The organism is Pseudomonadota bacterium (genome assembly GCA_018823285.1).
GTDB lineage: Bacteria > Desulfobacterota > Desulfobulbia > Desulfobulbales > JAGXFP01 > JAHJIQ01.
This window is the reverse complement of sequence record JAHJIQ010000046.1, coordinates 1-21976: the sequence shown is the minus strand read 5'-3', so window position 1 is coordinate 21976 and position 21976 is coordinate 1. Positions and strand designations below refer to the sequence as shown.

18 protein-coding genes are annotated in these 21976 nt (G+C 55.6%); 17 read left to right on the top strand and 1 reads right to left on the bottom strand.

Going from position 1 to position 21976, the window contains the following annotated elements; all coding sequences use genetic code 11:
* Window positions 1-59: 59 nt before the first annotated feature.
* From KKG35_11045 to KKG35_11030, 4 genes are all read left to right on the top strand, one after another.
* On the top strand, window positions 60-1004 hold the full coding sequence (locus KKG35_11045) for a DUF1566 domain-containing protein (protein ID MBU1738662.1): 945 nt from the start codon (window positions 60-62) through the stop codon (window positions 1002-1004).
* Window positions 1005-1296: 292 nt separating this feature from the next.
* On the top strand, window positions 1297-1767 hold the full coding sequence (locus KKG35_11040) for a DUF4920 domain-containing protein (protein ID MBU1738661.1): 471 nt from the start codon (window positions 1297-1299) through the stop codon (window positions 1765-1767).
* Window position 1768: 1 nt separating this feature from the next.
* Entirely contained in the window at window positions 1769-2323 is a 555-nt protein-coding gene (locus KKG35_11035; GenBank protein MBU1738660.1) for a PepSY-associated TM helix domain-containing protein, read from the top strand.
* A gap of 76 nt (window positions 2324-2399) precedes the next feature.
* Window positions 2400-5327 (top strand): DUF349 domain-containing protein, encoded by a 2928-nt coding sequence (locus KKG35_11030; protein MBU1738659.1) that lies wholly within the window; start codon window positions 2400-2402, stop codon window positions 5325-5327.
* A 285-nt stretch (window positions 5328-5612) separates the two neighbouring features.
* Here KKG35_11030 and cutA read toward each other — a convergent pair whose 3' ends face one another.
* The gene (gene cutA / locus KKG35_11025; GenBank protein MBU1738658.1) at window positions 5613-6959 is read right to left on the bottom strand and encodes a divalent cation tolerance protein CutA; all 1347 of its coding nucleotides are present in this window, start codon (window positions 6957-6959) and stop codon (window positions 5613-5615) included.
* Window positions 6960-7311: 352 nt separating this feature from the next.
* Between cutA and KKG35_11020 the strand changes: the two genes are divergently transcribed.
* The 13 genes from KKG35_11020 to KKG35_10960 all read left to right on the top strand — a co-directional run.
* Window positions 7312-9471, top strand: coding sequence for a sensor domain-containing diguanylate cyclase (locus tag KKG35_11020; GenBank protein MBU1738657.1), 2160 nt, complete (start codon window positions 7312-7314; stop codon window positions 9469-9471).
* 3 nt (window positions 9472-9474) lie between these two features.
* Window positions 9475-11271 (top strand): ABC transporter ATP-binding protein/permease, encoded by a 1797-nt coding sequence (locus KKG35_11015; protein MBU1738656.1) that lies wholly within the window; start codon window positions 9475-9477, stop codon window positions 11269-11271.
* A 103-nt stretch (window positions 11272-11374) separates the two neighbouring features.
* On the top strand, window positions 11375-13180 hold the full coding sequence (locus tag KKG35_11010; GenBank protein MBU1738655.1) for an ABC transporter ATP-binding protein/permease: 1806 nt from the start codon (window positions 11375-11377) through the stop codon (window positions 13178-13180).
* A 246-nt stretch (window positions 13181-13426) separates the two neighbouring features.
* Complete coding sequence (locus tag KKG35_11005) at window positions 13427-14797, top strand: DUF3365 domain-containing protein (GenBank protein MBU1738654.1); 1371 nt, start codon at window positions 13427-13429, stop codon at window positions 14795-14797.
* A 462-nt stretch (window positions 14798-15259) separates the two neighbouring features.
* Complete coding sequence (locus tag KKG35_11000; GenBank protein ID MBU1738653.1) at window positions 15260-15913, top strand: CsgG/HfaB family protein; 654 nt, start codon at window positions 15260-15262, stop codon at window positions 15911-15913.
* Between the two features lie 17 nt (window positions 15914-15930).
* Window positions 15931-16962 carry a cytochrome c biogenesis protein gene (locus tag KKG35_10995; GenBank protein ID MBU1738652.1) on the top strand — a complete coding sequence of 344 codons (1032 nt, stop codon included), beginning with the start codon at window positions 15931-15933 and terminating at the stop codon, window positions 16960-16962.
* Window positions 16963-17068: 106 nt separating this feature from the next.
* Entirely contained in the window at window positions 17069-17713 is a 645-nt protein-coding gene (locus KKG35_10990) for a hypothetical protein (protein MBU1738651.1), read from the top strand.
* 53 nt (window positions 17714-17766) lie between these two features.
* The gene (locus KKG35_10985; GenBank protein MBU1738650.1) at window positions 17767-18813 is read left to right on the top strand and encodes a DUF2914 domain-containing protein; all 1047 of its coding nucleotides are present in this window, start codon (window positions 17767-17769) and stop codon (window positions 18811-18813) included.
* A 48-nt stretch (window positions 18814-18861) separates the two neighbouring features.
* The gene (locus KKG35_10980) at window positions 18862-19266 is read left to right on the top strand and encodes a hypothetical protein (protein ID MBU1738649.1); all 405 of its coding nucleotides are present in this window, start codon (window positions 18862-18864) and stop codon (window positions 19264-19266) included.
* A 171-nt stretch (window positions 19267-19437) separates the two neighbouring features.
* A complete protein-coding gene (locus KKG35_10975; protein MBU1738648.1) occupies window positions 19438-19926 on the top strand; it encodes a hypothetical protein in 489 nt (162 codons plus the stop codon).
* A gap of 17 nt (window positions 19927-19943) precedes the next feature.
* The gene (locus KKG35_10970; protein MBU1738647.1) at window positions 19944-20711 is read left to right on the top strand and encodes a DUF3592 domain-containing protein; all 768 of its coding nucleotides are present in this window, start codon (window positions 19944-19946) and stop codon (window positions 20709-20711) included.
* A 106-nt stretch (window positions 20712-20817) separates the two neighbouring features.
* Complete coding sequence (locus KKG35_10965; protein MBU1738646.1) at window positions 20818-21711, top strand: MBL fold metallo-hydrolase; 894 nt, start codon at window positions 20818-20820, stop codon at window positions 21709-21711.
* A 25-nt stretch (window positions 21712-21736) separates the two neighbouring features.
* Window positions 21737-21976: hypothetical protein (locus KKG35_10960; protein MBU1738645.1), on the top strand; the 240-nt coding region annotated here is incomplete at its 3' end.

Genomic DNA, 21976 nt, shown 5'->3' with positions numbered 1-21976 from the left:
AAAAGAGATTGTACCATCTTTCACCTGGCCCCACAGGGCGAGAAAACCGGAGGACGACTATGAATTTGGCGCAAACCCTCGATATCCCGAAAGGCCAGCCCTTCAGCATCGACTGGGACATCACCCCGATCTACACCTTCACCATGTTTGAAAGCTGGGGCGGCAAGGATGGCGAGAGGGTCCGGAACAACGATGAGAAATTCTACTACTTCTTTGTCGACGGCTGGGAGTCTCCCCCCTCCCTGTATCTGATGGAACGGGGAGTCAAACATGCCCGGGTCATGGCCAGGATCGAAGCCCCCCAGGAGCTGGTCAGTCAGTGTGTTGCCGATGACGGCAAATCGTTCACCCTGGACAAAAGCCATGCCATCAACCGTGCCATGCGGGAGTGGCTGAAAGCAAACGTGGTCGACCATACCACCGAAGGGTTGGTGGTCCCACTGACGAAAAGCATCAATCTCGAAGAGATGATCAGCGGCCTTCCTACCATTTCCGACGACATTTCACCGGTTGCCAGGAAGAAACTGCGCTCTTCTCCGGGTGTCTTTACCGAAGATGAGGTGGCCGATCTCGTCCGACAGGGTGATTTTTTCGATATCCAGCAAAACACAAGTGGCGCCTTTGCCGGCTGCCTGATCGACAATCAGGACGAGTTGACCGTAACCGATCTGGCTTCCGGGCTCATGTGGCAGAGAGGCGGCTGCGATATTACCAACTTCAAGAAGGTCAAGGGGTATATCGAAGAGCTGAACGCCCGGAATTTCGCCGGATTCTCCGACTGGCGGATGCCGACCATTGACGAAGCGATGTCACTTCTGACCGCCGCCGTGAACCGCAAAGGGCTGCATCTGCACCGCTGTTTTTCACGGGAACAACCCTTTATTTTTACCGCCGACCAGCGTCGCCCCGGGGGATACTGGTTTGCAGACTACAAGCAGGGGGCCGTTTTCTGGGCCTCCGGAACCATCCCGGGAGGCTTCGGGCGGGCCTGTCGCACCGCCTGACATCTCCACTCCTCACTTTTCTTCACTCCAGCCGGCCCGGACCTCCTCTCCAGTTCCGGGCCGGCAATTTTTTTGCTCCACTCCAACCAGAACTTCACACCCCTCCATTCCTCTTTTTGCCTCTGCGGAAATGGGGCCTCATTTTAATTGGAAATCGGGAGTTTTCTGCCGGCTATTGGCTGTTCAATTTTTTCTCCCCGTATCCCGGCTTATCAATTGACTTGAATACCCTCTGAAAGGTATATTTTCCCACTTGTTCACAATACAACCTTCACTTTTCCGGGAGAGAAAAATGAAAAAGATTTTACTGCCGCTTCTGGCATTTGTCCTCTGCACCGCAACAACCGTCTGCTCTTATTCCGGCCTGGAGCTCGGTAAACCCGTCACCCTGAAACAGGTCACCAAAATCTCCGAGATCGAGAAAAACCCTGAAGCCTTTGTCGGCAAAAAAGTCCTCGTCTCGGGAACCGTGGTCGAGGTCTGTTCTTCCCGGGGCTGCTGGATGAATATTGCCAGCGACACCCCCTTTGAAAAGATCCAGATCAAGGTGGTTGACGGGGTGATTGTTTTCCCGATGTCGGCCCGGGGGCAGAATGCCTACGTGGAAGGGGTGGTGGAAAAACTTTCCCTCAGCAAAAATGAAGCGATCGACTACTACCGTCACAAGGCCGAAGAAAAGGGGCAGAAATTCGATCCGGCCACCGTTACCGGCGCCGAAACCATCTACCGGATCAGGGCTCTCGGCGCAGTGATTGAGCATTGAGATGAACTGGCGAAGATGGAACAACATCATCCACCGGGATCTGGGCTATCTCTGCTTCGGCCTGACCATTGTCTACGTGATCTCGGGGATTGCCGTCAACCATATCAATATCTGGAACCCGAGCTACAGGATCGAGCATCTGAAAAGTTCCATCAAACCGATTCCTGCCGGAACCCCGCTCTCGATGAATACCGTCACCGGAATTCTGGCCGAGACCGGAGAAACCGGCCTGTACAAGAACAGTTTCCGCCCCGATCCGGAGACCCTGCAGATCTTTGTCGAAGGAAATACCCTCACCGTAAATCTTGCCAGCGGTGAAGTGCTGCAGGAAAAGGTGAAGGCGAGGCCGATCTTGCGCCAGATGAATTTTCTCCACCTCAACCACCCGAAAAAATTGTGGAGCTGGTTTGCCGACCTGTATGCCCTCTCTCTCGGGCTTCTGGCAGTCACCGGCCTCTTTGTGCTGAAAGGGAAAAAAGGCATCACCGGCCGGGGCGCCTGGCTGACCGGAACAGGGATTCTGTTGCCTTTACTGTTCCTCTGGCTATATTACTGAATCACTTTGATGCCCCGGCGAAAAGATTCTGCCGGGAACAAGAGCCAAAACCAGCGGATAATTGACCTGAATACCTATGGGACTACTTAATTTCAAAAAACCGGGCTGGCAGCACAAAGACGCCGGAGTAAGACTCGCTTCAATCCTTGAACTGGACCCGGGAATGACCGAGGTCCTGATCTCGGTGGCCCGGGAAGACCAGGATCGCGCAGTCCGCCTTGGCGCGGTCAGCCGCCTCACCGATCTTGCCGCACTCGAAACACTTGCCGCCTCCGCTCTTGAAGATGAGACCAAGAGTGCCGTGACCGGTCGCCTTGACGAAGTCCTCTGCTCGCTGGTCATGGCGAGCCCCGATCTTGAAAGCTGCCGGGATCTGCTCAATCGGATCACTTCTCCTGAGACCATCGCCGGTATCGCCGTTGGCGCCGAACCTCCTGCAATACGCCTGGCGGCCATCGAAAAAATTTCCGACCAGCACCTCCTGGCCGATATCCTCAGACAGAAATGCGGCCGGGAACCGGCCCTGGCAGCCCTCGAAAAAATCAGCGACGAGGCGCTCCTTGCAGACCTTGCGACCACCGCCTCCGGCAAAGCCGCGAGAAGGAGCGCCGAGGAAAAGCGGGCCGCCATCGAGGCGGAACATTTCAAACCAGACCCCCTGATCCAGAGAGAGGAAAAGCTCACCGAGCTGCTTGCCGGTGCCAGGAACCTCGTCCACGCCCAGGACTGGGATGCGGCCGCCGTTCGTCTTGTGACCTTCAGAAACGAATGGCAGGCTCTCGATGCCAACGGCGAGCACCACTCCTGCCCTGATTTTAAGGAAGCGTGCACCGCCTTCGAAACCCGGTACCGGGAGATCTGCCACCGGCGTCAGGAAGAGCAGGAAAAGGCGACTCTCATTCAGGATCAGCAGACCCGGCTCGAGAATATCTGCAGCACGATTGAGGCCCTCACCTCCTCACTGGATGATGCCGCCGGAGAAAAATACCAGCGGGCAACCGCGGAGTGGGAAGCCTCGACGAAAGAGGACGCCTTCAGATTTGTCGCCACCGAGGCGTTGAAAACCAGGTATGAAAAATGCTGCCGCTCCTTCGTACAGAACCAGGAAAAGATCAGCGAAGAAAAAGCCCTCTTTGCCGAGCTTGAAAAATCTCTCCTTGAAGCGGAATCTCTCCTGCAGAGTGAACAATGCGCCAAAGCCCGCGCTATCCTTGTCGGGACTGAAAAACGCCTCAGCCAGACAAAATTCAGGGTCATGCATTCCGGAGCTATCGAGAAACGCATCGCCGACCTGCAGGACCTTCTTGGACAGAAGGAATCCGCCGCCCTGCAGAACAATCTGGAGAAACGGAAAACACTCTGTGAAAAGTTGGAGGCTCTTCTTGAATCTGAAAAACAGACCCGCATCGAAAAGAAACTGAAAACCATCAGGCAGGAGTGGCACAACCTCCCGCATCTGGATACCTCCGATGGCCGGGAACTTGAAAAAAGATTTGCCGAAATCCTGGAAAAATTCACGGAAAAACAGAAGTCCTACTACCACGACCGCGACTGGGAAGGCTGGGCCAACCTCAGTGTAAAGGAAAAGCTCCTCGAAGAGGCTGAAGGACTCGACCATGATGAAAACCTGGCCCATGTTTTCGAAACAGTCAAAGCGCTCCAGATTAAATGGAAAGGGGTCGGCCCGCTGCCCCGCAATGTTGCCCAGCAGTTGTGGGAAAGATTCCATGCCGCCTGCGACCGCAATTTCACCCGCTGTCAGCCCTACCTTGAAGAATTGAAGGTCCTGCGCCAGGAGGCGGAAAAAAGACGCGAAGAGATCTGTGTTCGGGCGGAAGAACTGATGGAGTCCACCGAATGGAATAAAACCGCCGAAGAGTTGAAAACGCTGCAGGCGGAATGGAAGGAGTTGCTCCACGGCAAGCGCCAGGAGGAAGACAAGCTCTACCACCGTTTCCGCAAGGCCTGCAATCACTTTTTCGACAACCGGCACCAGAACTTCCAGGAGCAGGAGGAAAAAAGGCGCGAGAATCTCGGGAAAAAAGAAGAACTCTGCGTGGAAGCGGAAAAACTCGCCGACGAACCGGGGCTCGACGCCGCCGAAAAATTTCGCGAGCTGCAGGAACGCTGGAAAAAGATCGGCCATGTGCCCCGCAAAAAGGAAGACGCGATCTGGAAAAGATTCCGCACCGCCTGTGACCGCTATTTCAGCTGGATCGACGAACAGCGGCAGGACAACCTGCGCGCAAAGGAAGAACTCTGCCGGCAGGCCGAAGAGATCATTGCGGGCCTGACCGAAGATTCGGTCCGCAAGGAAATCTCTTCACAACTGACCGCCCTGCAGGAGCAATGGAAACAGATCGGTCCGGTTCCGAACGACGTGAAAGACAGTATCTGGCAACGCTTCCACGCCCCGTGCGATGAATTCTTCAAGGCCCAGCGCGAGCATTTCAAAGAGATTGAAGAAAAGCGGATGCAGATCCAGGCGGTGAAGGAGGAGTATCTTCTCCAGGCGGAAGAACTCGGCGGTCGTGGCATCGACAAGGAGACAACCGAGCTCATGAAGGAGCTGCAGAAAAAATGGTTTGAGGCCGGGCACGCCTCCCGCGAGGTGGAGACCGATCTGAACCAGCGCTTCAAATCGGTCTGCGACTCATTTTTCGCCGGCCGCCGGCAGCACTTCAACGACCTTGAGCAGGAACGGCTGGCAAACCTGAAAAGCCGTGAAACCCTGTGCCTACGCCTGGAAAATCTCATCGGCACCGCCTCGGAATCAGTCACAAAGGGCAAGGCCAAAGCCCTGTCTCTTGCGGAACAGCTCAAACTCGCGATGGAAGAGAACTTTGTGATGGCCGGACGCCGCAACGACAAGAAGGCCGTCGACGACGAAGTGAAAAAGATCCAGCAGGACTGGGCAAAAATCGGCCCGGTGCCCCGCGAGCACGACAAGAGCATCCGCCAGAGATTCAAAAAAGCGCTGGATATCTATTACGCTAAGAAATAGCGTTGACGGTTTTTAATGTAAAAACTTGAGATCCGGTCTGCAAATCTGTTCAGGCACCCCAATCGGCCCATATGACACACTTGTTGCTGGAACAGCACTCAGCGCAAACGCTACACTGGTCACCCTTAACACAAATGAATTCAGCAGGATTGAAGGATTGAGACTTGAAGACTGGTTCTTAACAACCAATAGAACAGATATGAAGAGGTGGGGTTAGACCCGCGGCCTTCCCGCACCTCTTTTAGACGTTAACCTGAGGAGCCGTCCCCGCGAAAAAGGGGCACCCTATTTTTCCAGACTGGCCAGCAGTTCGTGGGCTTTTTGATTTTCACCCAGCTCCCGGTAGATCTCGGCCAGTTCCTCCCTTCCTCTGATATGTCCGGGATTTTCCTCCAGGACCTTCAGGCAGTAATCCTGGGCTCCCGACAGATCGCCACGCAGGCGATGAATTCTGGCCATTCCCAGATAGGCATAAGCGTCAAAGCGGATCTCCAGGCTTTTGTGATAATGCTCAAGGGCCTGATCGAATTTTTCAAGGTTCAGATAGGCGTCGCCCACCCTGGAATGAATGACCTGGTTCCGCGGCTCCTGGTCGAGAATCCTGGTCCACCAGTAGATCACCTCGTCGTAATTGCGCATCCACCTGTTGCAATCACCCAAACCGTAGAGGGCAAAGGTGTTTTCCGGCTCATATTTGACCGCTTTCTGGTAGAATTCGATCGCCTTGTCAAAATCCTGCTTCCGCCGGTAGATATTACCGACCATGGTCAATACCGCGACATAGCTGTCATCGAGATCAAGAAGCCTTTCCAGATACAGCAGGGCCTTTTCATCTTTTTCAGCTTTGTAGAAGAGACTGCCGATTCCGAGCAGGGCATACCGGTCATTCTCGCTGATCGCCAGCGCCTGGCTGTAATAATCTTCCGACTCCCGGACCATTTTCATTTTTTTGTACGAATCCCCGACCCGGGTCATCACCTGAATATCATCGGTATTGCATTCCAGATACCTTTTCCAGTAGCTGATGGCCTTCTCGTGCTGATTCATTCCCCGGTAGCTGTCGCCAATCCCCCGCAGAGCGAAAACATTGTATTCATCGAGCGCCAGAATACTCTCGTAATGGCTGATCGCATTACCGTATTTTTTCTGCTCCCGGTAGAGGTCACCGAGCCCGACCAGGATATAGGCATTGTGCGGATCGAGATCAAAAGCCTCCATCAGCACCTTTTCGGCCTCCCGGTAATTTTTACTCCGGAGGAGCTTATTACCTTTCTTGGAAAGCTCTATTGCACTGTCAGGAGTAACAGAATCAGAGGGCGCCATGCCCTGGCTTTCCCGCGCCCATTGCCAGTACTCCGTCGATACCTCATGGGCTTTGACGGTAATCCACTCGGGAATTTCATATGGATGGTTCGTCTTGAGCCATTCCTCGAGCTGTCGCGCCCGTTCGGCAACAAACTTGAAGGTCACCCGATGTTCTTCAGCCGTCTCAATGTTTCCCTCCCACGAGTAGAAGGAACGGATAGGCCCTTCGACCTGGGCGCAGGCGGCAAGGCGATGATCAACGCTTCCCCGGGCAAGCCTTTCGGCGCTTTCAGCGGTATTGGTGGTAGTCCAGCCGATGTGCATCATTGTTCTGTCATTTCAGTTTGGGTTATATAAATAATTACCCGGGGAATCAGCGGTGATAACTGTAAGGAAGAGATCTTCCAGACCGGGCAGGCTCATCTGGTCATTTTGCCTTCGGCGGATTGGCCGAATTCAATTTTCAAAATATGATACCACAGCAGTTTTGCAAAATCTTTTATTTTCTTGCAATCCGATCAGGTTTGTCAGGCAGCCAATGAAAATTTACCAGTCTTGATTGGTCCGATTTTAAGTATCATTATCCGGGCAAAAAGGGTAATTTTTATCTTCAGTTGTGAGACAGACTGCTCGACATGTCTGTCCTTGTCACGACTCAAACCGCTTCCGGAGGATGATTTTGGCGGATCGCAGAAAAAAAAGCTCCAGCCCGACCCTGATCCTGTTCGCAGCCGAATGGTTCGGATCTTCTGTTGCGCTGGCCGGCGCTGTACTTCTCGGCGCAGGAATTCTCACCGAAGCAGGAAAACCAGCCTTTGCCGGGTGGCTCGTTCTCGGCCTGCTGGCTGTTGCCTCATGCGGCTGGCTCTGGAAATATCTGCGCGGCAATCTTCTTGGCCCTGCCGGTGCTTTTGAAGGGCCGCTGCTCCTGACCGCCGCCGCCTGGATGGTCTTCCGGTTCGGCGCCGTTTCGGTGCCCCATCTTCTCTTTATTCCTGCGGCGACGATGGCCTGGATCACGGTCCGCAGTTCCTTTCCGGTCCGGATATTCTGCTGGACTCTCGCTTTCGGCATGGAATTCGGCTTCGCCTCCGGGGGCGGACAGCTGCTTTTTTCGGCCTTAGCCAATCTGGCCACCTGCCTTGCCGTAACGATCGCTCTCCTCAAGTTCCCCGGGAGTGTTCTTTACCGCAGGCAACTTGCAAAAATCAGCGAAGAAAAAATCAAAGAGACAAGCGCCCGGCAGCAGGCGAGAGAACTCGGCCTGGACAATAACGGCCCCTCTCTGCCGGAAGTTCTTTCCGAAAACGATGAACAGGCCGACCTGGAAGCGTTCAGCCGCCTGGCGGTCGACAATATCAATATCTCTTTTGACCTCCAGCTGGAAATGCTGCGCCAGAGCCTGAATCTGAACACCGTCGCCGTTCTCTGGCCCAGCCCGGATGGTCAGGACCTGCGCCTCAGATACCTGGCAACTTCCAGAACGGATATCGACCAGGGCCCTTACCCGGCCGGGACCGGCATTACCGGAGCGCTGTCCGGAGAACGCAATGAAGTGGAGCTCGTGCGGATGAAACCTTCGCACCCGGCCCTCCCTTATTACAAAAACGCGGAAGGCTCTGGTGCGGCCATGGCGCTCAGAATTACTGCCGGCACTGCTGTTGGTGAAGAAACCGAGCCCGGAAAAAGACACGGCATTCTCTGTGTCGATCGGCAGCTGGCCGAACCCTGGTCTGATCAGGAAAAAGAAGTGCTGCGCCTTGCCGCCCGTCTGCTTGCCCTGGAAGTGGACTCGAGCCGCCTGCTGCTCAATATGGACCGGGAGCGCACTTCAACCCGCCGGCTTTATCTGGGCCTTCGGGAATTAAACAGCGGGCTCAACCTGGAATCGGTTTTCTCGGCTTCATTGAACGCCGTCAAAACCCAGGTCCAGGTGGACCTGGTCGCCGTGATTCTCTCCGCCGGCGAGAAATATCGAATCGCCATGATCGAAGGTTTGAAAAGCGGTGACCTTACCGACCGTGAATACCCGTTAAGCGAGGGACTGGTCGGCCAGGCGATCAGGACCGGCAAGGTCATCCCGGTGGGAGGCAGGTATCGCAGCGCCTCCCCGGTTTTCACCGCCGAAAGAAGATTTCCCGATCTGAAATCCCTCCTGATCATCCCCCTCCGGGATAAATCCGATGCCCCGATGGGCGCGCTGGTCGTCGCCTCCTGTAAAGCCGGCATTTTTACCAGGCAGCGCCAGGACATTCTTGAGCTGATCGCCGAGCAGGTGGCGATCAAAATCGAACTGGCCCAGGCCCATGAACAGCTCGCCCAGCTCGCCACCACCGATGGCCTCACCGGGCTCGCCAACCACCGTGCCTTCCAGCACGGCTTCGATATGATGCTCGCCCGCGCCAAGAGAAGCAGGACGCCCCTGTGCGTGATCATGAGCGACATCGATCATTTTAAAAACATCAATGATACCTGTGGCCACCCCTTCGGAGACCAGGTTTTGAAGAAGGTTTCGGCCATTCTGGAAGATGCGGTCCGCGAGGTCGATCTCGCCGCACGTTACGGCGGGGAAGAATTCGCCATGGTCCTGGAAAACTGTGATATCGACGGCGGGCACCAGCTGGCCGAACGCGTTCGGGAGAGGATTTCCACCATGTCTCTGCAGCATGACGGGCGCCCGGTCAAGGTCACCATTTCCCTCGGCATCGCCCTCTTTCCCGAGAACGGCAGCGAGAAAAGCGTTCTTCTCGATCAGGCCGACCAGGCTCTCTACCAGGCCAAGCGAGGGGGCAGAAACAGAACCGTTGTCAGCCCTCCCGGCACCGGCGGCGGGGAGTAAACATTGTCTGTCGGAGTCATTCCCAGCAAAGAGCAGTTCCGCCAGGCCCTGAACGCTCTCCGCCTGGTTTTTCCCGCCTTTATCAGGTTCAGATACCAGCTGTTCGCCGGCATCATTGCCCTTTTGGGCGTTGATCTTTTCCAGTTGCTGATTCCGAGGGTCGTGAAAAGGTCGATTGACGACATGCATCAGGCGGCCGCGACCCCCGACTCCCTTTTCCAGCAGGGACTTCTCATCGTCTTCTTTGCGGTGGGCATCGCCCTCTGCAGATTCGCCTGGCGAATCCTGATTCTCGGGTTTTCCAGAAAACTGGAACGGGACCTCCGTGACCGGATTCTGGAAAAAGTGCTCTCCCTCGACCGCCCCTTTTTCAACAAACACCCGGCCGGCGAGATCATGGCCCTTTCCGGAAACGACCTTTCCGCCGTGCAGATGGCCTGCGGGATCGGCCTGGTCTCCTTTATCGATGCCATCCTGATGACCGGTGCGGCGCTTTGTTTCATGGCCTATATCCATCCGACCCTTACCCTGGTGGCCCTGGCCCCGATCCCGGTCCTGGCTGTCCTGACCGGCCTGCTGACTTCGCTCATGCACAACCGTTTCAACCGGGTCCAGGAACTGTTTTCCACCCTCACCGAGTTTGCCCGGTCCACCCTCTCCTCGGTCCGGCTGATCAAGGCCTACACCCAGGAAAGCGCCCAGACCGTCCGCTTCGATGCTCTGGGCAGGTCTTACGTCAGAAACAACATCCGGCTGGCCATGGTTCAAGGGGTGCTCTTTCCCTTCTCGACCTTTATCGCCAACACCAGCCTCCTGCTGGTGGTCTTCTTCGGCGGCCGGCTGACCATCAGCGGCACCATCTCGATCGGTGATTTCGTCGCCTTCATGTCGTACCTTTTCCTGATGACCTGGCCGATGATGGCCATCGGCTGGGTGACCAATCTCTTCCAGCGGGGGATCACCTCATTAAACCGCATCCGCCGGGTGCTTGAGGTGGAAAGTGTTTTTCAGAAAGAAGGTATTACCCTGCCGGACCCGGAGGGCTGTGAGATCAGGGTCAGGAATCTTACCTTCACCTATGAGGGGCAGCATTCCCCGACCCTGAAAAACATCGACCTCGACATCGGCCCAGGACTCACCGCTATTGTCGGCAAAACCGGGGCCGGCAAGTCCACACTCTGCCAGCTGCTGGCGAGGATCTACCCGGTTGCCGACGGTACAATCTTCTGGCAGGACCGGGATGTCAATCATCTCGATCTCGCCGGGGTCCGCAAAAAAATCTCCTACCTGCCGCAGGAGACCATTCTTTTCTCCGACACGATCAGTGCCAATATCTCCTTCGGCCGCCCCGATGCGTCCCGGGAGGAAATTGAGCAGGCGGCAACCCTGGCCGGGATTCATGACGAGATCATGACTCTCCCGAATGGATATCAGTCCCGGGTCGGTGAAAAGGGGCTTCTCCTCTCCGGCGGTCAGCGCCAGCGGATCGGTCTTGCCCGTACCCTGCTTATCGACCGGCCGGTGATCATTCTCGACGACGGCCTTTCCGCGGTGGACACCACCACCGAACACACCATCATCAGTCATTTTCAGCACTGGATGGCGGGCAAAACCTGCATCATGGTCTCGCACCGGGTCGCCCCGGTGGAACAGGCGGACACCATCATCGTCATGGCCGGCGGCGCCGTTGCAGCGATCGGCGCCCATCGAGAACTGTATGAAAAGAACGCCTACTACCGGACAATCTGCGACCACCAGATGGCAAAAAGTGAAGAAGTAAGAATGAAGAATGAAGAGTGACAGTTTCGAAATATTTCGCTACTCCAATTACTTCGGGATGAAATTTGGCCCCTGGATTACGTTCATCCGAATTGATTAACCTTTAATAAACCAGAAGAAAATAATGCATCAGGGTTTCGGATATTTTGAAGAGGAGCGGCTGCAGCGGTCGGATGATATTCATCTGTGGCGCAGGCTTCTGCTCTTTACCCTGCCGCACTGGCTGGAAGTTGTGGCGGCGATCCTTCTCTCGCTTGCCATTACCGGCTGCGGGCTCGCTCTGCCTCATCTGGTCCGGCAGGCGATCGACGGTTTTATTATCAACCAGAACCTTGACCCGGCAGCGCGAATTGCCGGGGTTTCAGGCCTCGCGACCCTCTTTATGATTCTGGTGGTCGCCGGTTTTGCCGCCAACTTCCTGCAGGTGGTGGTACTCGAAAAAACCGGCCAGCAGATCATGCACACCCTGCGGCAGAAACTCTTCACCCACATGCTGTCGCTGGAAACCGCCTTCTTCAACCGCAACCCCATCGGCAAACTGGTCACCCGACTGACCAACGATATCCAGAACATGCATGAGATGTTCACCTCGGTTATCGTGACCCTTTTCAACGACCTGATCAAACTCGTCGGGATCCTGACCATTCTGATGCTGATGAACTGGCGGCTCGCCGCCCTGATGCTGGTGCTGATCCCGATCATCCTGCTCAACACCCTGGTCTTCAGCAGGCTCGCCCGGATCGCCTTCCGCGACATCAGGACCAATCTGGCCCGGCTCAACTCCTTTCTCCAGGAAGCCCTGCACGGGATCAGCGTGGTCCAGATCTTCGCCCGGGAAAAGAGCTCCCTCGATAAATTTGCCGAACTGAACGAGACCTATTTCAAAAAAACCCTCTACCAGATCAAGATCTTCGGCATCTTCATGCCTCTGCTGGAGGTCTTGAGTTCCTCTGCGGTGGCCATGATTCTCTGGTACGGCGGCGGCCAGTTCCTGCAGGATCGAATCAGCATCGGGGTGCTGGTTGCCTTTATTTCCTACATGCGGCTCTTTTTCCAGCCGCTGCGGGAGCTCTCGCAGAAATATTCCATCGTCCAGTCGGCGCTCGCCTCGGCCGAACGGATTTTCCAGCTCCTGGACACGGAAAACAGAATGGTTTTTGCCGCAAAACAGGAACGCCCGATCACCCGCGGCGCGATCGAATTCAACAACGTCACCTTCGGATATGATCCGGAAAACCCGGTCATTTCCGGGATGAATCTCACCATCTCCCCGGGCGAAACCCTGGCCATTGTCGGCTCGACCGGTTCCGGAAAGACCACCATCATCAATCTCCTGGAACGGTTCTACGACCCGGACCAAGGGCGGATTCGAATCGACGGCCACGACCTGCGGGACATCGCCACCAACCATATCCGGCAGCACATCGGCCTGGTGATGCAGGATGTGTACATCTTCCCCGCCACCATCCGGGAGAATATCGTGCTCGACCGCGATCTCGCCCCGTCGGATCTTGCCCGGATCGTCCGCGACTCCCAGCTGGAACAGTTTATCGCCCGGCTGCCGGAAGGACTCGATACCCGGATCGGCGAAGCGGGGATGGACCTCTCCGGCGGCCAGAAGCAGTTGCTCGCCCTGGCCCGGGTCCTGGCAAGGGACCCGAAGATCCTGGTGCTCGACGAAGCGACCTCGAGCGTCGATACCGAAACCGAGATCCTGATCGAAAAAGGGCTGGCCGCGACCATGGCCCACCGGACCAGCGTGGTCATCGCCCACCGCCTTTCCACGATCCGCCGCGCCGACCGGATCCTCGTCATGGAGAAAGGCCGGATCATCGAAGAAGGGACGCATGATTTTCTGATGGTGAAAAACGGTGTGTATTATCGCCTGCAGACCATGAAAAACGGTATTGGCGACCGGATTCCCGGCTGATTTCCGGAAAAAACCTTTCCCCAACCGCCAACCTGCGGCGTTTTGCCGCAGTAAGGTAAAAAAAAACATACCACCCCATCTTCCGTGTGATATGCTTTCACATGGTCTTTTCCCGCAGCTCTCCGAAGGGCTCGCAAACGGCGTGAGATTCCGGGTGATGACAGCGAACAAGATGAGACTTAGAGCCGGAATGAAAATCTTGCCGTTCATGTACAACCGTTTCCAGACGATGGGAAAGAATCGCTTATGGCAAGCAATCCCGATAGCTTTTCCTCACCGACGAGAAATCTCACCACTCTGCTGGCCCTTGTCTGGCTCTTCCTCATCACCGCCTCGGCTTACTTTACCATCTCCCACGAATACGGAGAAGTTGACCGGATAGCCCATGCCCGGGCACAATCTCTTTTCAATAAAGATCTCGCCTTCCGCCTCTGGGCATCCGGGCATGGCGGGGTCTATGTCCCGACATCCGCCCGCATCCCTCCCAATCCTTATCTGCACAACATTCCGGAACGTGACCTCACCACCCCTTCCGGCAGAAAACTTACCCTCATGAACCCGGCCTATATGATGCGGCAGATGAACGAGGATTTTGCGGAGCATACAGAATCGATCACCCATATCACCAGCCTGAAACCCCTGCGGCCCGAAAACTTCCCAGATCCGTGGGAAATAAAGGCGCTGCAGCTCTTTACGGAAGGGGAGGATGAATTCGCCGAACATACTTACATTAACGGCAAGCCTTTCCTGCGTTACATGAAGGCCATGATCACCCAGGAAGGGTGCCTGAAATGCCACGGGCATCAGGGTTATGAAGTCGGGGATATCCGGGGCGGGATCTCGGTCTCGGTGCCGCTGGAGGAACTGCTGGCACATTACCGCCAGGAAAAATATGCCATTTTCTTCTGGCACACTCTGATCGGCATCTTTGGCCTGATCCTGCTCTTTGCCGGCCATCGCCTGCTCGCGAAAAGCACCGAAAAAAAAGACCTGGCCGTGAGCCTCCTTGAAAAAAGCGAAGAAAAATTCCGCACCGTCGCCGATTTCACCTATGCCTGGGAATACTGGAACAACCCGGACGGGACGCTTCGCTACATCTCTCCCTCGGTGGAGAGAATCACCGGCTATCCGGCCGGCCGTTTTACCGATGAACCGCAATTTGTAAAGAGCATTGTCCATGCAGACGACCTGGAAAAATTTCAGGAACACTTCGACCGGGAGCACGAGGACGAAGCGGTTGAGTTCGACTTCCGGATCATCACCGCAACCGGGGAAGTCCGGTGGCTGCGCCATGTCTGTCAGCCGGTCATCAGCGCCGACGGCCGGAACCTGGGGCGCCGGGCCAGCAATTACAATATTACCGCCCGGAAACAGGCGGAAGAAGAACGGGAAAAAGTAATCGGGGAACTCAAAAAGGCCCTCCAGCAGGTCAAACTGCTGAGCGGCTTTCTGCCGATCTGCGCCAGCTGCAAAAAAATCCGGGACGACAAGGGCTACTGGAACCAGATCGAATCCTATATCCGGGACCACTCGGAAGCGGAATTCAGCCACTCGATCTGCCCCGCCTGTGCCAGAAAACTTTATCCCGAATTTATAGATAACCTCGACCTGAAGTGATCTTCTCATCTTTCTGAGTCAGCTTAAACTCCCGATAAAGCTGAGTTGAACAGCTGGCCTGTTCGTACGAAACTTATACCCGAAGGGTGAAAAGCGTAAGTTGAGCAGCTGTCCTGCTCGTACCGATAAGCGAGCTTGCGAGACATCGAGACTTATACCCGAAGGGTGAAAAAATCCGTCATTCTGACTCCTGGCTTCTGTCTTCTAGCTTCTAAAAGACAAATCAGAAAGTCGAGTGATCTTCCCCCCCGGCTTGCCGCCCCCTCGGCTGTCAAAAATCATCCTGAGCCTGTCAAAACCCGCTCATCCTGAGCTTGTCGAAGGATCACTCCTCGCCAGCCGAAGGGTGTAATGAGCGGGATACGGTGGCAATCAGAATTAAAAGTACTTGCCTGCAGCGCAGATAATTATAAGAATGGTCTGGAAATTATCCGCCCCATAACTTCCGGAGGAAAAAGTAACATGAGCCGAACTTTTCTGACCACCCTACTCTGCCTGCTGCTTGCCGCCTGCAACACCTCGACCAGCACCGCCCCGACCCTGAAGCAGCTTGCGCCCTTCGCCGCTGAAAACCGCTACATTATCGCGGTGATGCCTTTCGAGTTCAAAGGGGGCGTGGAAGAGCAGGAAAAATACGGGGCCTTTGGCAGCAGGCTGATCGACAAGGCGATGGTTGAACTGTTCAATACCAAAAGATTCCGGGTTGTCGAACGGAGCAGGATCAGCGCCGTGCTGGGCGAGATAAAGCTCGGCCAGGCCGGAGTGGTCGCAAGCGAGATGGCTGCCCAGGTGGGCAAGCAGGTCGGGGCCGAGATGGTCTTTATCGGCTCCATCACCTCGATCCGCCAGATCGTCAGCAAGGACACCGTCGGCATCGCCCACATGAACACCAGAGGGTTCGAGGTGGGCATGAGCGGCCGACTGGTCGATATCGCCCTTGGGGAACTCGTGGCCGTAGGCCAGGCCACGGCCGGCGAAGAGCAGACCATTAAAGTTGCGATGGGCGCCCAGTCGGGATCGATCGACCCTGACGAGACCCTGCTGGACAAGGCCTTCGAGAAAGCGCTGACCGCCCTGATCAACGATCTGGCGGCAAATATCAGTCCCAAACCCTAGACCGGAACGCACCCGCGATGCTTGAATCCCTCGACCCCGGCTTTTTTCAGGCGGCAGGCCGTGCCGTGATGGCAGGTATTCTGGCCGTTTCCGTCCTGCTCGGATTTTTCGGAGGGATCAACCTTTTCCGGGCCGAACCGTTCCGGGAAAAAGAGTGCTGGCGCGGCTTGGTGGTGGCAAATCTCCTCTTCCTGTCCGGGTTTCTTCTGATCTGCTGGCTCCATCTGAAGATTCACTCTGCGCTGCCCCTTGAGCTGCCGCCGGAAATGGCTGACTGGCTGAACCGCCAGCTGGCCGCCGCAAACCGTGGCGCCGCCTACGGCCTGCCCCTGTACGAACAGGGCGATCCGCCGCGGTATGCGATCCCCCTCTGGATCGAGAACGAGAAATACTTTTTCTGGTTCCTCTGCTACTCGGCAATGGCACTTTTTGCCTGGCGAAGCCTCGCCATCCATAGATTCCGGGGGGCAATCCTCATCGCGCTGGCCATCCAGTCGACGCTCCTCTATTTTGTCGCCGACCCCTTCGCCGAACCCCTGCCGAAATTTTTCAGCGAGATCACTCCCTGGTTTGCGGCAGAGACCTCGCCGATGGCCAGATTCGGGATGTTCATGAAGCTCTACCCCCGGATGATCTTTTACTACAACGCCCATTACATGTGGCTCCATCCGCCGATGCTCTTCATTTCCTACGGGTGCATCACCATCACTTTTATCACCTCGCTCTTCATGCTGGTGAAACGGCAGCCGGAGATCGAAAAGCTCGGCTACGAATACGCCAAACTCGGCTATTTCATGCTGACCCTCGGCATGCTCCTCGGCTACCCGTGGGCCCTGCAGGCCTGGGGCCCGAACTGGTGGTGGGACCCGAAGATCTGCAGCTCGATCATGATGTGGGCCATTTACAGCACCTATCTCCACACCCGGCTCTACGCCAACAAGCCGGCCATGTGGTATTTCTCGTCGTTCCTTGGTATTTTATGTTTCGCGGCCATGATCTTCACCTTCCTGACCTCATTCTTTTTCCCGGGGGAACATACGTTTCAGTGAACGATATGAACCGCAGAATATTCAATTCCGTTTCGTCATTCCGGGCTTGACCCGGAATCCAGTGAACTGAAAGACGACGGATTAAACAAAAATATGGACTCCCAAAATGACCTCATCCTCTAAAGCCGCCAAAGCCAAATCCTCCTCCGATTTTCACCTGATCCTCGCCACCACCGTGGTTCTCGGGCTGATCTCGGCGATCTGCGTCTGGGGAATGTTCTATTTCAAGCTGGCCCGGATCCATGAAATGGCGCCGGTCGTAAAAGCGGCCTGGATGAACCGGATGAACGGGATCGTCGCCCCCTTGATCATCGCCCTGATCCTGCTCCTCGGCATCTGCGTCCCGAAAAGGCTGCTGCCCACGGTCTGGCTCAACCGGTTCTCGATTCTCCTGATCGTGACCGCACTTGTTACCAGCTGGTTCGCCGGAGTGAAAACCGGCCTGCTGGTGGTCCTGGCGGCCGCCCTTATTTTACAGACCGTGGTTCTCTTCATGGCCATCGGCGGCAGCAGTTACCTGAATTTCGAGAAAAAAGGCTACTGGGTGAGAATCGGCTCATCGCTCATCCATCTCGGGCTGATTCTTTTTGTGCTGGATCTCTTCTTTCACCGCCAGCAGACCCTGCACCTGCTCCTTTTCTGGATCACCACCGGCGCCACCGTTCTCGGCATGATCTTCTGCTTTTACGCCGAATCGGTGGTCAAACTGATCAGTGCCAAAAAAGACAAACCCGCGGAGGTGCAGCCATAAATCTGACCGGAAAGCTTGAGACCCTGAATCTGCCCTTCACCCGGGAGCAGATCATGCCCTATCTTCCGGCCCTCTTTTTCGCCGGTGGTTTCGTTTTCGATCTGATGACCCTCGGCCGGATCGACAATATCATGAACATCCTGAGCCACGGGCTGTTTCTTCTCCTGACCATGGGTGCCCTGATTGCCCAGATTCTTGAAGTGAAAGCAGGAGAGAATGCCAAACGGTTCGTAGTCCTCATCTTCACCTATCAGCACGATATTATTCATTTCATGCTCGGCGCCCTGCTGAACGCCTTTGTGATCTTCTATTTCAAGAGCGGCTCGCTGATCAACACCTTCCTGCTGGTGGCAGTTCTCTCCATACTCCTGATCGTGAACGAAATCGAATTCTTCAAACAGCGAGGGGTAACCCTGAAAGTGGTGCTCTTCACCATCAGCCTTTCCAGTTTTTTCATCTATCTGCTGCCGGTTCTGATCGGCAAAACCAATAGCGGGATCTTCATGGCCAGCCAGGTCTGCACGCTGCTGGTCATCCTCGTCCTGTGGCAGCTGCTGCTGAAATTCGAGGTGGATTTTTCCCGAATCAAAAACAACCTGCTGGTGCCGGCAACCTCGGTGATCCTCATCTTTACCCTCCTCTATGGTGCCCGGATCATCCCCCCGGTGCCCTTGAGCCTGAAGCAGATCGGCATCTACCACAATATCGAAAAAAACCCGACCGGCTTTGTCCTTTCCCGGCAGACTCCCTCCTGGAAAATCTGGGCCCGGGGCGACCAGGATTTTGAGGCGAGAGCAGGCGACAAGATCTACCTTTTCAGCCGGATCTTCGCCCCGGGCGGCTTTAAGGACAAACTCTATTTCCACTTCCAGCTGAAAGACCGCCAAGGCAAATGGCGGACCACCGACAAGATTCCGCTGACCATCGTCGGAGGACGGGAAGAGGGTTTCCGGGGTTATGCCTACAAGCAGAATTATCAGGACGGCATCTGGCGGGCACTGGTCGAAACCGCCGAAGGGCTAGAGATAGGCCGGATTGGCTTCACAGTGACCTCCTCCGCTGATGATTCTCCAAGAACCTGGTATAAAGAAGTATACTGACCGGTCCGGAAAAAGATTAACAAGAAAAAAAGATCTGGAGGAGATCCAATGCGAGCAACGAAAAAGATCAGCAATCTCTTTACCGCCGGCTGTCTGGGAGGGCTCGTCAACAGCCTGGCGGTCTGGCTGTTCGGCACCCTCGGAGTCACCGCTGCCCTGGGGGTGAAAATCGCCCCGCACCTGTCACCAGCCTGGCTCTATCCGAGGATCGTCTGGGGCGGAATCTGGGGCATGATATTCATCGCCCCATTCCTGAGAAACCGCCTGTTCCTGAAGGGGCTGGTTTTAAGTATCGGCCCGACCCTGATCCAGCTCTTTGTGGTCTTTCCCCTGCAGGCCAAAAAAGGCACCATGGGCCTTGATCTGGGCACCCTGACCCCGGCGTTTGTGATTTTCTACAACGCGATCTGGGGGCTAATCGCCGCCTGGTGGCTTAAAATGATCAAGGAGTAAGAGTTCAGCCGACGCCTTTCCTTCCGGGAAAACGTCTCAAGAATAAAAGAGATCTTTCCCTATATCGTAATTACGGGTTTCCTGAGTGTCTTCCAGGCGGTCGGCTTTTGAAGCTGACGGCTCACAAAACAGGCTGAATATGCGCTGAATATGCGAGGTTGAAAAATACAGATGTTTCACAATCTTCTTCACCCAACAATACTTTTCGTGACCATTGAGGCCGCCCGTCTGCGCATGCGCTGCCTCAATGACGGGACGGAGCTTGCGATCGACCCCGCCCTTGCGATCAACGAAAAGGGGAAAATTATTGCCATCGGCGACAGCCATGCGGTGAAAGCGGCCGGGGAAGACCCGAAAAATACAGTCGCCAATGGCTTCAAACACCCACGAACCTGCATGGTCGATTTCGAGGTGGCTGAAGCAGCGTTGTCTTTCCTGTTCAAAAGACTTGTCTCCCCATTCTCCCTGATCAAGCCGGTCATGATCATCCAGCCCCTGGAAAAGCTCGAAGGCAATCTCACCGGCGTTGAAGCTCGCTGGCTCCGTGAACTTGGTGAGTCGGTCGGCGCGAGAAAAGTTTTCGTCTGGGTCGGGAAAACACTTTCCGATCAGGAAATGTTGTCCCGGCAGTTTCCCGAAGAGAAAGGAAGCCTCCTTTAAAACCATGAGCTGAAACCATGAAATGGATCTTGCTGATGCTTTTCGGCAGCCTCGGCCTTAGCGCCCTGATCACCGGGGCCGTCTGGGGATTCAAGCGACTGCCCCTTTTCCAGACCGGGTATCGGACAGAAGGGACCGTGGTGGCCCAGGAGGAGTCGGTGTCCACCGAGACCGTCGGCCGTGACGTCCGCACTTCCCGTGAGGTGACCACCTACACCCCGGTGGTCGAGTTCCATACCGAAACGGGCACAGCGGTCCGCTTCACCGCTTCGACCGGCGGCAAACACAAGCCGATTATTGAAACCGGCGCCACAGTCGAGGTGATCTACAACCCGGATGATCCGGCAAACGCCCAGCTCACCGCCTTTTCCCAGTTCTGGCTCGGACCGGTGGTCCTGGTCGGAGCCGGCCTGCTCTTCCTTGTAATGGGCGTGGGCGGTTTCTTCCTGATCGGCGGGCATGACCGGGCGATGGACACCCGGTTTGACTCGATGATGCGGGAACGACTCGTGTTTACCGCCGAAACTCCGCCCGTCAAGGCGATCATTGTCAGGACCGAAAAACAGGAAGGTCAAAAAGAAAGGTACGTCTTCGTCTGCAAAGGGAAGAGACCGGGTTCCCCGGTTGAAGAGGAATTTCTCTCCAGCCATTTCACCTTTGATCCGGGCAGGAGCTTCAAGGGCGTAACGGTTGATGTCTATCTCGATCCGGCGAGGCCGACCGGCTACTACGTCAATATCGACCCGCTGCTTCCGGAGATCGTGCACCAGCAGAGGAACCGATGAGAACCCTTTTTTCGCCACCAAAAAAACGGATTGCTTTTTTGTTAGGGAACAGGCAGAGTTCAGTATCGGCTGTACAAAATGAACTCACAATTGAGGGAGGTTTGAAATGACTGGTAAAATCGGATCCTTGTTCTGTTTTCTCTTCGCCGGGCTGCTGTTCGTCGCAACCGTCGGTTATGCAGAAGAGGAAGTGAAAATCACCCCGGTAAAAATCACCGACCAGATCTATATGATTACCGGCAAGGGTGGCAATATCGGTCTCTTTGTCGGGAAAGACGGGACCTTCATGATCGACGACCAGTTCGCGCCTTTAACCGAACAGATTCTCTCGGTCATCGGTTCGGTCGGCGGAGATCACCCGAGATTTCTGATCAACACCCATTATCATGGCGACCACACCGGCGGCAACGAGAAACTGGGCAGGGAGGGCACCCTGATCTTCTCCCATCACAACGTGCGCGACCGGCTGAAAATGGGCTCCTTTATCGAGGCCTTCAAGATGAAAGGAGAGCCGACTGCCCCTGAAGGCCTGCCCGTGGTGACCTTTTCAAAGGACCTCAGCTTTCATTTTGAAGGCAACACCATCACCGCCAGACACGTACCTCACGCCCATACCGACGGCGACTGCTTTATCCATTTCAGGGAAGCGAACGTCATCCATGCCGGGGATTTCTTTTTTAACGGCCTCTACCCTTTTATCGACGTTGGCCACGGCGGCTCGCTGAAGGGGATGATCACTGCGGTTGACAAGGTCCTCGCCCTTAGCGATGAGAAGACAAAAATTATCGGCGGCCACGGCCCCCTGGGCGACAAAAAGCAGCTGACCGCCTTCCGGGTGATGCTCGCTACCGCCTATGAGCGACTGGGGAAACTGAAAGCCGAGGGCAAAAGCGCCGCAGAGGCGGTGGCCGAAAAACCCCTTGCCGATCTCGAAGAAACCTGGGGCAAGGGCATGTTCACCGGGGACCGCTGGATCGAGCTGATCTATCCCGGAGTTTAAGACGGCCACTGGCCCGGAGAACCGGATGAACCCTTTACCGGAAACAAAGACCGGCATGACGGCAACCCTTCTCGCGCATCTTCATTCGCTCGAAACACCGGCTCTCCTGATGCAGGGTGAACCACGGCAGGTTGTAACCGCGAACCGGGCGGCCTGCAGGCTGTTCAACAAAGACCTCTCCCGGATTGAAGGGTTCCGGGGAGGTCAGGTGTTCGACTGTATCCATTCGTTTTCGGAAGCTGGCTGCGGCAAAGACCCGAACTGT

Coding starts and splice junctions, on each gene's coding strand:
- KKG35_11045 (MBU1738662.1), top strand. CDS start 60: ATGAATTTGGCGCAAACCCTCGATATCCCGAAAGGCCAGCCCTTCAGC.
- KKG35_11040 (MBU1738661.1), top strand. CDS start 1,297: ATGAAAAAGATTTTACTGCCGCTTCTGGCATTTGTCCTCTGCACCGCA.
- KKG35_11035 (MBU1738660.1), top strand. CDS start 1,769: ATGAACTGGCGAAGATGGAACAACATCATCCACCGGGATCTGGGCTAT.
- KKG35_11030 (MBU1738659.1), top strand. CDS start 2,400: ATGGGACTACTTAATTTCAAAAAACCGGGCTGGCAGCACAAAGACGCC.
- cutA (MBU1738658.1), bottom strand. CDS start 6,959: ATGATGCACATCGGCTGGACTACCACCAATACCGCTGAAAGCGCCGAA.
- KKG35_11010 (MBU1738655.1), top strand. CDS start 11,375: ATGCATCAGGGTTTCGGATATTTTGAAGAGGAGCGGCTGCAGCGGTCG.
- KKG35_11005 (MBU1738654.1), top strand. CDS start 13,427: ATGGCAAGCAATCCCGATAGCTTTTCCTCACCGACGAGAAATCTCACC.
- KKG35_11000 (MBU1738653.1), top strand. CDS start 15,260: ATGAGCCGAACTTTTCTGACCACCCTACTCTGCCTGCTGCTTGCCGCC.
- KKG35_10995 (MBU1738652.1), top strand. CDS start 15,931: ATGCTTGAATCCCTCGACCCCGGCTTTTTTCAGGCGGCAGGCCGTGCC.
- KKG35_10990 (MBU1738651.1), top strand. CDS start 17,069: ATGACCTCATCCTCTAAAGCCGCCAAAGCCAAATCCTCCTCCGATTTT.
- KKG35_10985 (MBU1738650.1), top strand. CDS start 17,767: ATGCCCTATCTTCCGGCCCTCTTTTTCGCCGGTGGTTTCGTTTTCGAT.
- KKG35_10980 (MBU1738649.1), top strand. CDS start 18,862: ATGCGAGCAACGAAAAAGATCAGCAATCTCTTTACCGCCGGCTGTCTG.
- KKG35_10975 (MBU1738648.1), top strand. CDS start 19,438: ATGTTTCACAATCTTCTTCACCCAACAATACTTTTCGTGACCATTGAG.
- KKG35_10970 (MBU1738647.1), top strand. CDS start 19,944: ATGAAATGGATCTTGCTGATGCTTTTCGGCAGCCTCGGCCTTAGCGCC.
- KKG35_10965 (MBU1738646.1), top strand. CDS start 20,818: ATGACTGGTAAAATCGGATCCTTGTTCTGTTTTCTCTTCGCCGGGCTG.